Source organism: Pseudomonas sp. fls2-241-TYG-175, from assembly GCF_030209155.1.
Taxonomy (GTDB): domain Bacteria; phylum Pseudomonadota; class Gammaproteobacteria; order Pseudomonadales; family Pseudomonadaceae; genus Aquipseudomonas; species Aquipseudomonas viridiflava.
The window spans coordinates 56,120-66,558 of record NZ_JARVSO010000012.1 but is presented as its reverse complement, the minus strand read 5'-3'; the positions used below and the strand labels follow the sequence as shown (position 1 = coordinate 66,558).

The 10,439-nt window shown below is 59.7% G+C and carries 7 protein-coding genes; 2 read left to right on the top strand and 5 right to left on the bottom strand.

All coding sequences use genetic code 11. The annotated features are described in order from the left end of the window. Positions 1-83 precede the first annotated feature (83 nt). From tpx to QRN20_RS10155, 5 genes are all read right to left on the bottom strand, one after another. Positions 84-584, bottom strand: a complete 501-nt coding sequence (gene tpx / locus QRN20_RS10175; protein ID WP_285360297.1) for a thiol peroxidase — start codon at positions 582-584, stop codon at positions 84-86. A 92-nt stretch (positions 585-676) separates the two neighbouring features. Beyond that, positions 677-1,594, bottom strand: coding sequence for a LysR family transcriptional regulator (locus QRN20_RS10170; RefSeq protein ID WP_058431456.1), 918 nt, complete (start codon positions 1,592-1,594; stop codon positions 677-679). 113 nt (positions 1,595-1,707) lie between these two features. Next, positions 1,708-5,388 carry a translocation/assembly module TamB domain-containing protein gene (locus tag QRN20_RS10165; RefSeq protein WP_285360294.1) on the bottom strand — a complete coding sequence of 1,227 codons (3,681 nt, stop codon included), beginning with the start codon at positions 5,386-5,388 and terminating at the stop codon, positions 1,708-1,710. Between the two features lie 5 nt (positions 5,389-5,393). Next, on the bottom strand, positions 5,394-7,121 hold the full coding sequence (locus QRN20_RS10160) for an autotransporter assembly complex protein TamA (protein ID WP_285360293.1): 1,728 nt from the start codon (positions 7,119-7,121) through the stop codon (positions 5,394-5,396). Between the two features lie 58 nt (positions 7,122-7,179). Continuing rightward, entirely contained in the window at positions 7,180-7,851 is a 672-nt protein-coding gene (locus QRN20_RS10155; protein ID WP_029241826.1) for a GNAT family N-acetyltransferase, read from the bottom strand. A 191-nt stretch (positions 7,852-8,042) separates the two neighbouring features. Between QRN20_RS10155 and xthA the strand changes: the two genes are divergently transcribed. Next, on the top strand, positions 8,043-8,855 hold the full coding sequence (gene xthA / locus QRN20_RS10150) for an exodeoxyribonuclease III (RefSeq protein ID WP_058431453.1): 813 nt from the start codon (positions 8,043-8,045) through the stop codon (positions 8,853-8,855). A gap of 127 nt (positions 8,856-8,982) precedes the next feature. After that, positions 8,983-10,329, top strand: coding sequence for a substrate-binding domain-containing protein (locus QRN20_RS10145; RefSeq protein WP_058431452.1), 1,347 nt, complete (start codon positions 8,983-8,985; stop codon positions 10,327-10,329). Positions 10,330-10,439 lie beyond the last annotated feature (110 nt).

Genomic DNA, 10,439 nt, shown 5'->3' with positions numbered 1-10,439 from the left:
CCAAGCGCTTACTTTCGTTAAACGGTTGAAGCACAAATAAAAACGGCCTGAACGGATTCAGGCCGTCGATGTGTTGCCGAACGTTACTTCAATACTGCCAGTGCAGCCTCGTAGTTCGGTTCTTCAGCGATTTCGGAAATCAGTTCGCTGTGCAGCACATTGTTGTTTTCATCCAGAACCACGACAGCACGTGCAGTCAGGCCTTTCAGAGGACCGTCGGCAATGGCGACGCCGTAGTTTTCGCTGAAATCGGCGCTGCGGAAGGTGGACAGGTTCTTGACGTTTTCCAGACCTTCGGAGCCGCAGAAGCGAGCCTGGGCAAAAGGCAGGTCAGCGGAAATGCACAGTACGACTGCGTTGGCCACATCGTTCGCCTGAGCATTGAACTTGCGTACCGACGTCGCGCAGGTCGGGGTGTCGACGCTTGGGAAGATGTTCAGCACTTTGCGCTTGCCGGCGAACTCCTGCAGAGTCACCTCAGCCAGACCGGCACCCACCAGTGTGAAAGCAGGTGCAGCGCTGCCGTTCTTTGGCAATTCGCCTTTGACTTGAACAGGGCCGCCTTTGAGAGTCACTTGAGCCATGAAACGATGTCCTTTTTCAGTGGGTTTACATAAGAACCAGAAGTTAAACACGAAAGTGCAGCATGGCCTATATCGGATAATTCCGAATTCGCTCAGGAATTGAGCCTGTCCCTGATCTCGGGTCGGGCACACAATTCAGCCAGCCAGTCGACAAACACCCTCACCCGCCGCGACAGCTGTCGATGGGGCGGATACAACGCCATCAACGGTAATGCAGGCGGTCGATATTCACGCAGCACCTCGACCAGCGTACCGCTGCGCAACTTGTCGGCAATATGGTAGCGCGGTGCCTGAATAAGTCCGAATCCAGCCTCGCACGCGGCGACATAGCCTTCAGCACTGTTGACGGCAATTGATCGCGGCAGCCGCGGCTCGTGCAATTGTCCGCGTACCATGAACTGTAACCCGTAACGCTTATTGGTCCCGGTCGAGAAATATTCGATCACCTGATGCTGCGCCAACTCATCAAGGTCCAGCGGCGAGCCGTGCCGATCCAGATAGGCCCGGCTGGCACAGGTCATCTGCGTCAGGTTTTCCAGTGGCCTGGCGACCAGCGCCTCGTCATGGGAGCTTCCGGCGCGCAGCACGCAATCGACGCCTTCGCGTATCAGATCAACCTGCCGGTCACTCATGCCGATCTCCAGTTCGATCTGCGGATAACGCCGAGTGAACTCGGGCAGCGAGGGCATCACGATCATGCATCCCAGACTCATGGGCAGATCAACCCGCAGCAGGCCCTTGGGCCCGGTATTAAGGGATGAGAACGCTGACTCGGCATCTTCCAGATCAGCGAGCAGACTCAGGCAGCGTTGGTAGTATGCGTTGCCATCAGGCGTGGCACTGACCTGGCGCGTGGTGCGCTGCAGAAGCTGGACACCCAGATGCGCTTCCAGCTGCTTGATCAGGATCGTCACCGACGCACGAGGCATCTGCAGGCTCTCGGCGGCTCTGGCAAAACCGCCAAGCTCGACGATGCGGGTGAAAACGCGCATGGCGTTGAATCGATCCATGATTACCGGTATTCCGCTTTGCTGGGTGAGCCAATAAGAAGAAACGTTTTAGCGGGTTCTTGCCTGTTCTGTCGAGCGCAACATCTTTTCAGCCTTCTGTGACAGCCCCGCTATCAAAAGTCGCGCTTGTAGAATATGTCCAGCGAGCTGGCGATTCCACTGGCCGCTTCCAGATAGACCCGCTTGCTGAGCAGGTAGCGCAACGCGATGGTATTGGCAGGCTCGAACACGCCAACCCCGTAGCGCAGACTCAGCTTGTCGGTGATCTTGCCGCTGGCCACCACGTTGGTCTTGTCGCCGGTGCCGGTGGTATCCAGTTCGAAGTCCTTGATGCCCAGATTATCGGCCAACTTGCCAGTTGTCGAAGCGCTGCCTGCAACGCCCAGTGCCAGCGCGGCTTGCGCCACCATGTTGTTGTCCTCACCGGAATTGCCCAGCGGACGGCCCATCACCAGATAGGACAGCGCCTGCTCCTGACTCATCGCTGGCTCCGAGAACACTTCGGTGGTTGGCTGTTCGGCGCTGCCGGTCAGGCGAATACCGGCGATCACATCGTCTGTCTGACGAATCGCTTCGATATCCAGATAAGGCTGATCCACAGGCCCTGCAAACAGCAGCCGCGCCTTGCGAATGGTCAGGCGTTGCCCGTAGGCCCGATAACGCCCGTTATTGAGATTCAGCTCGCCTCGGGTATCGAGGTTGTCACCTATGTGGACACGCCCGACCAGATCGGCAGTGAGGCCGAAACCGCTGAAACTGAGCTTGTCCTGGCCGACTTCCACGTCGATGTCCATGGCAACGGCAAGCGGCGGTGCGCCCTCTTCGGTCTGCTGGCCGACAATCACGGTGTCGCCCGACAGCTTGACGGTTGAAGGTGGCAACTCACGAACGGTGATAGTGCCCTTGGGGATCAGTACTTTTCCTGAAACCGCCAGCCGCTCGCCCTGCATCGAAACTTTCAGATCAGGTGCCGCTTCGACTTCGGCGTAAGGCTCCACATGAATTGGCAGCCGTGAACCCTTCAGGCTCAGATCAACCACCAAGGCCTGTGCCCAGGCAACTTGTCCGGTCAAAGAACCCTGCCCCGTGGCGCCACTTTTCCAGCCGCCGTTCACCTGAACACTCTCCCCGGCAATCAGCGCCTGGACATTCAGATCACGCAATTCCATCGGCAGTTCTGGACCCGACACTTCGCCGCCCTGCAGCGTCACGCTGCCATTGACCAGCGGTGCCAGCAATCCACCCGACAGACGACCACTGCCGTTCAGACGACCGTTGAGTTTCTCGACCATGGGTGCAAACGGACGCGCCACCGACAGGTCCAGACCCGACAAGCTGAATTCACCAGACAGGGCCTTGTTGCTGGACAGCGGATCGATCTGCGCACTCAGCAGCAGACGCCCCAGCTTCGCACCGTCGAAATCGAGGCGCGAGTCAATGCGCTTGGGGGTCAACGAGCTGGTCAGCTTGAGCGTCTGATAGGGGAAGTCAAGCCATTGGTCCTTATCACGCACCCGCAAGGTGCCGCCACCGGCATCGACCGTGATCTGGCCATTGGGGCCTGCTGCTGGCACATCCAGTTGAACGTCGGCGTTGAGCGATCCTTTCCAGGCAAAATCCTTCGGCATCCACTGGGCCAAGCTGTCGAGCGGGAAGTTCTTGAGGTGATAGCGCAAGCGAGGCTCGGGCATCAGCCGCTGATCCTCACCACAGAGGCTGGCGTTACCGGACAACCAGCAATGCGCACCAAAATTGAGTTTGCCATCAGCCAGTCGTTCGATCTTTGCAGGCTGTTGCAGACGCCAGGCCTGCCCGCCGCTCTGGACGTTGCCACTGGCCAGACGGCCACGCCAGTTGCCGTTATCCAGCGTGCCGTCCAGCGCGAGCGCCAGCTTGAGCAACGGTCCTTGCAAATCAAGCTTCAGCTGCTGCGCCTTGAGGGTGCCCTGGCCGTCCAGCGTCAACGTCCCCAGCGCCGTATCGCCCGCCTGAATACCCGAGCCCTTGACGTTGATCGTCGCGCGTTGCGCCGGGTCGAGTTTCGCGCTGGCAACCAGACTTTGCAGACGGTTGTCCTGAAACGCGAGCTGGCTGCCTTGCAGATTGAGCTGGCCCTGCGGCGCCTTCAAGGTGCCCGCCAGATCCACACGTCCTTTAGCCTGACCCTGCAGGCGTGGCCACAATTGGCCCAGTCGCGGCAGATTCAGATCCAGTTGACCCTGCAGGCGCTGATCGAGACTGCCGCGCCCCTCGATCCGGTTGTCACCGAGGCGCATGCTCAGGCCGGCCAAATTCCATTGCTGACCCCGGCCGTCGGCCTTGACCTGCAACACCGCGGGTTGCCCGCGCAGGCGACCTTTCAGATCCAGGTCGGCGGTCAGCTCCAGTTGCTCGTTTTTGAATTGCCCTTTGCTGCGCAAAGGACCGGCCAGCGTGCCGGGCAGTTCAGCCACCCAGAACGAGGGATCCAGCGCGCTCAGGTCCAGTGCCGTGTCCCAGCCGATGCCGTCGGCGAATTGCAGGTTCAGATGACCGCTGGCTTTGCCCTGCCCGGCTACCATTTCCAGTTGCGGCAGATAGATCCGCTGCAGGTCGCCACTGAACGGGCTGACGACGGTAAACGCGCCGGCCGGCCCCTTGAGACCGGCATTGAAATTCCCCAGGTACTTGCCGTCGGTGTAGGACACATCACCCTTGAATGCATGCAGCGCCACTTGAGGCTCCGCTTCAAGCGGGTAAAGCCGCTGCCACGGGAAATCGAGCCAGTCGACGGAAGCGTCTGCGCTGAAACCGGTTTCCCAGTTCAGCTTGCCATTGACCAACAGGCGCTGTTGCTCGCTGGCAGCGAGGTTCAGCGCGTCAATGGTGGCGCCCTTGGCATCCGCCAGCCCTTGCAGCACAAGAGTCATGGGGCTTTTATCAGCAGGCAGGCTGGCCGTTCCGTTGATCTGATAGCCACTGTCCAGATTACCTTCAGCGGTCAGTAGCAATTGATCGAGCTGTATCGTTTCCGGCAATCCGGCGCTGGGCCTGAAACGATCCGAGGTCAGTTTCAGGCGAGCAGGCAAATGCTCGGCGAGCGGTTGCAACTCTCCACTCAGAACACCTGTCAGGTACCCGCTGCTGTCGGCTTTAAGGTGCAGGGTATTGAGCAGATCGCCCTGAATATCCAGGGCCAGCGTCCAGGGTTTGCCGTCCTGCGGCGGCAATTGCAATTGCCCGTCAAGGGTCAGCGGCCAGTCGCCAGCAGGATCGAGCAGGCCGTTGAGGTCCAGCACCAGTTCGTCACGTTGCAGATGCGCACTGTCGATCTGCAACCCCTGAGCCGTCCAGTGCGCGGCAAGCCTGAGGTCGCGCAATTGCTCGATGCCGTCGAGTTGCAGACTGCCAAGCTGGACATCCTTGAGCTGAATAGCCAGCGGTAACGTGAGATTGGGTAACGTGATGGGGCCTTCTTTGGCTGGCTCGGTGCCGGGCGCAAAGTGCAGCATGACCTTTTCGGCGTTCAGTCGATCGATGCAGAGCGTCATTTTGAGCAGGCAACCCGGCGTCCAGTCGAATGCCAGCGCCTGGACCTCGACGCGGTCCTCGCCTTGCAGCCAGAGCAACCGGTCGGCGCTCCACTGCCCGCCCAGCCGGCCTTGAAAGTTCTCCAGTTGCAGGCCTGGCACTCGCGCCAGTGCCCACTGGCTGCCACTTTGGGTGCCGACTACCATCCAGATGCTTGCCACCAGAATCAGCAAAACCGCCAGCAGGCTCAGGCCGGCGATTTTCAGGCCGCGCTTGATGTTCATCCTCGTCAAAGCTCCGGCCCCATGGAAAAGTGCAGACGAACGCCGCCGTCATCGTCCAGTGGATGCGCCAGATCGAGACGCAGCGGTCCGACCGGAGAAACCCAGCGCACACCAAAGCCCACGCCGGTTTTCAGACTCGGCAGATCAAGGTTGTTGAATGAATTGCCCTGATCGACGAACGTCGCGAGTCGCCATTTTTCGGCAATGGAATACTGATACTCGACGCTGCCGGCCACCATGTAGCGCCCACCGATCCGGTCGCCATCGGAATTGGTCGGTGACAGGGTCTGGTAGTCATAACCGCGCACGCTCTGATCGCCACCCGCGAAGAAGCGCAGTGATGGGGGTATCGAGGTGTAGCCATCGGTGAAGTTGCCGCCGAACTGCACGCGCCCGAGGAAACGGTGATTTTGCGCAACGGTGGTCAGGCCTTTGAGCAGCACGTTGCCGCGAACCAGGTTGGCGTCAGACCCCAACCCCTCCTTGGCCACTTGCGCATCGAATTGCAGCCGGTAGCCTTTGTGCGGGTCGATGCGGTCGTCGCTGCGCAGATAGGAATAGCTGATGCCCGGCATCAGCAAGGTGCTTAGACCGGAATCATCGCCGAGCCGGTATTCCTCGCGTTGCCATTTAAGCGAAATCACCCGTTCCCAGCCACTGGGCAATTTGCTATGCCATTCGGGGCCGACGGTCAGCAGCTTGCTGAGGCTGTCGGTACCTGCGATCTCTTCGTATTGATAGCCGCCCGCGAAACGCAGCTTGTCGGTCAACGGCGGATCGAGCGGCACGTCGTACCAAAGACCCACGTTCTGCCGAGGGGCCGAGAGTTCCGACTCGAACCCGTAGCTGTGACCCTGGGCGTTGGCCCAGTGCCGGGTCCAGTTGGCCTTGCCTCTGACCCCGACGTCGGTGGAGAAACCCAGACCCAGCCCCATGGTGCGTGGCTTGCGGGTTTCAAGCTGAACCGTGACCGGGATAACCTGACCGACCGCTGCGGTCGGTGCTGCGTCCACGCGCACGCCCTCGAAATAGCCGCTTGCCTGCATCGCCTGATTCAGCTCCGCAATCAACTGCGAATCGTAAGGCGTGTTTTCCTTGAACGGCACCATTCGCTTGAGCAGATCTTCGTCGAAGGGCGAATCACCACTGAACATCACCTTACCCAGCGAATAGCGGGGTCCGCTGTCATACACCAGTTCGATGTCCGCTACTCCAGCACGCGGATCAATGGCAAGACGCTGACTCGTGAAACGACCGCTGAAGAAGCCGTAGCGCGACGCCTGATTCTGTATCAGCCGTTTGGCGTCTTCATAATGACCATGGTTCAGAACGGCACCGGCCTTGAGCGCATCGCTCCGCGGCACCTTGAACGCTTTCAGGGACGCGGCCGGACCCTCGACCCGGACGACCACGTTGCGCAAGCGGATAGGCTCACCCGGCAAGACCTTGATGACCAGGCGAGGGTTTTCACCGTCCTGAATTTCACTGTCGATCTGCGCCTGGTAGTAACCAAGCGCCTGAGCCGCCTTTTCTGCCTGCTGTTCCGCACCCAGACTGAAGTTGCGCAGCGCCTGGGCATTACGCTCGCCAAGCTCACCGACATAACCTTCGATGTTGGCCTTGAGGTCGGGGTTGGCAGGCGTGATCTGCACATCAAGGCGTGCATCGGCCAGGGCCGCAGCACTCAAAGACATCACAAGCACACCGCCACTGCATATTCTGAAAAGCTTCATGGGCATGGATGCTAGCACGACCTGAGGGCTACGCTGAAAACCCCAAAACAACGGTGTTTCAAACCGTTACGTCATGGACCGCCAGTGGGACCTTAGGATTGGGGTGAAAGAAGACGTGCTCGCGGACAGGTCCTACCACGATTTCGCCGATTTCCTGATAGCCCTGCCGCTTATAGAACTCAAGATAGCGCGGGTTTCCAGTATCCAGCACGATGCCTTCGGAATTTTCATCTTCCGAGCACCAGTCGTGGAGTGCCTGCAGCAGTTGCTCGCTCAGCTCCTGACCGGTTTTTTGCCCCTGAAACTCAGGCTCCAGCCCGATCAACGGCAGCACATGTACGGTCTCCGATGGGACACAGGCGAGCACTGCATTGTAATAAGCCAGATAGCGTTGTGTGCAGCTCAGGCCAGTCCCTACCACCATGCGCAATCGCCATGCCCAGCTTTCAGTGATGCCCAAACGACGCTGCGGCGGCGCAATGAGCGCCACGCCCACCAGACGATCGTCAATGAACAGACCCATCCCGGGCTGGTTCTGCAGAAAGTGCTGCTTGACCAGTTGGCGGATGGTTTCGCGAATACGGTTCTCGAAGCCCGAGCGCTGCGAGTTGAAGACATAGGCGAAGGTCGGATCGTTACGGTACGCACGGAACAGCAAGGCACGGGTTTCACGGGCATAACCACTGTCGAGCTGGCGAATTTCGCCCCGGATGGCAGCAGGTTGGGACATGGACGGACCTCATAATGACGGGACTGCTATTGCGCAGCACTTGGGCAAGCATCGTTTCGAGTGATGGCACCTTGCGACAGTTCAAACAAATTGTCCGACAGGCTCGATATAGCTCGGCAGCCCGCTCTGCTGGCCCTCAGCCGACAGGTCAGCTAGCATCGCGGTTTGTTTTTCTTCAGGACTGCCGTTTTATGAAAATCGTCTCGTTCAACATCAATGGGCTTCGCGCTCGACCGCATCAGCTGGCAGCGCTGATCGAGAAACACCAGCCTGACGTGATCGGTCTTCAGGAAACCAAAGTCTCAGATGAGCAGTTTCCGCAGGCGGAGATAGAAGCCCTGGGTTACCACGTCCATTTTCACGGACAGAAAGGTCATTACGGCGTCGCTCTATTGTCGCGCCAGGCACCGCTGGCACTGCACAAGGGCTTTGACAGCGACGACGAAGAATCACAGAAGCGCTTCATCTGGGGTACTTATGCCGATGCCGACGGCCAGTCCGTTACCATCATGAACGGCTATTTCCCACAGGGCGAAAGCCGCGACCATCCGACCAAGTTCCCCGCCAAACAGCGCTTTTACAACGACCTGCAAACGCTGCTGGAAACCCGTTTCAGCAAAGAGCAGCCGCTGATCGTGATGGGCGACGTGAACATTTCGCCACAGGACTGCGACATCGGCATCGGTCCGGACAACGCCAAGCGTTGGTTGAAAACCGGTAAATGCAGTTTCCTGCCCGAAGAGCGCGAGTGGATGGAACGCTTGAAAAACTGGGGTCTGGTGGACAGTTTCCGGCACCTGCACCCGGAAGTCGTCGATCGGTTCAGCTGGTTCGACTACCGCAGCCGAGGTTTTGAAGACGAACCCAAGCGCGGCCTCAGGATCGACCTGATCATGACCTCCAGCGGCCTGCAGCCTCGCATCAAGGCTGCCGGGGTGGATTACGATCTGCGCGGCATGGAAAAGCCATCGGACCACGCGCCGATCTGGCTCGAACTCAACTGACACTCGAGCACAAGCTCCTGCCCGACATTCCGGGCAGGTAGCGCCTCATCCGACATGAAAACTGTCATTTTGCAGTAACGTCCCTGTCTTATTCTCTCGGCACTTCCGTTCATTCAAGGTGCCGCCGATGTTGCGCGCTCTGCTTGCGGCGCTGCTCCTTGCAAGCGCCACCCTTCCCTGCGTCGCGGCTCCCCTGCTGCCGATGCCGACTGACGATTCGCCCGCGCTGCGCATTCAAGGTTCCAATACCATCAACGCCCAGCTCGGGCCAGCGCTGGTCGAAGGTCTGATGCGGCAACAGGGCCTGCAAGCCGTACAGACCTTGCCGGGCGACGCCGCCAATGAACAGCGTGTTGTAGGCACGGTACCCGGCAGGGATAAGCCCGTTCGGGTAGAAGTCGCCGCCCACGGTTCAGGCACCGGATTCGAGGCGCTGAATGCAGGGACGGCCGACATGGCCTCTTCCTCACGCCCGATCAAGCCCCAGGAGGCTGCGGACCTCGCAAGACTGGGCGACCTTCAAAGCACTGCCGGAGAACAAGTCATTGCCATCGATGGTGTGGCCGTGATTCTGCATCCGGCCAATCCATTGCGCGTGCTGGATACCCGGCAACTGGCGCGGATCTTTTCAGGCGAGGTCCGGGACTGGAGCGAGGTCGGCGGCACAACCGGCCCGATCCGGCTTTACGCCCGCGACGAGAAATCCGGGACTTGGGAAACCTTCAAGGAACTGGTGCTGGCCAAGCAGGGCAAGAGCCTGTCCAAAGCCGCGCTACGATTCGAGTCCAGCGAGCAGCTGTCCGATGAGGTCAGCAAGGACCGTAACGGTATCGGTTTCATTGGCCTGCCCTACGTTCGTCGCGCCCGTGCCATCGCAATTGCCGATGGTGATTCAAAGCCCATGCTGCCGACGGTCAACCTGATCGCCACCGAGGATTATCCGCTGTCGAGGCGCCTGTTCTTCTATGTACCGCCACTGAAACAACAGCCTTGGGCTGAAGCGCTGGTGCAGTTCGCCCAAAGCGCAGAGGGTCAGGCCATCGTGGCGCAGAACGGGTTCGTCGCGCAGACCGTGCAGGCGGTCAAGGTCGCGACAACCAGCCAGATGCCGGTCGATTACCAATCCCTCACCCGCAAGGCCGAGCGCCTTTCAGTCAACTTCCGCTTCGCTCAGGGCAGCGCGCGGCTGGACAACAAGGCCCAACTGGACCTGAAGCGCGTGGTGGAATACCTGAAGGCCAACGGGAAGCTTGACCAGCATGTCACGCTGGTCGGCTTCGGCGACGCCAAGAGCGACCCGGAGCGCGCGGTGCTGCTCTCAAGGCTCAGAGCCATGGCCGTGCGCCGTGAACTGCAGAAAAGCGGTGTGACCTTTCGTGAAATTCTGGGGCTTGGCGATGAGATGCCCGTAGCGGCCAATGATCTGGACGATGGAAGGATCAAGAACCGGCGGGTTGAGGTGTGGGTGGAGTAGCTGAGGTTCGCGGCATTTCAACGGACCGAGGGAGGCGGCTTGCCGGCGATGAACGATGGCGCGATTTTCCTGACATACCGCGTCGACTGCATCGCCGGCAAGCCACCTCC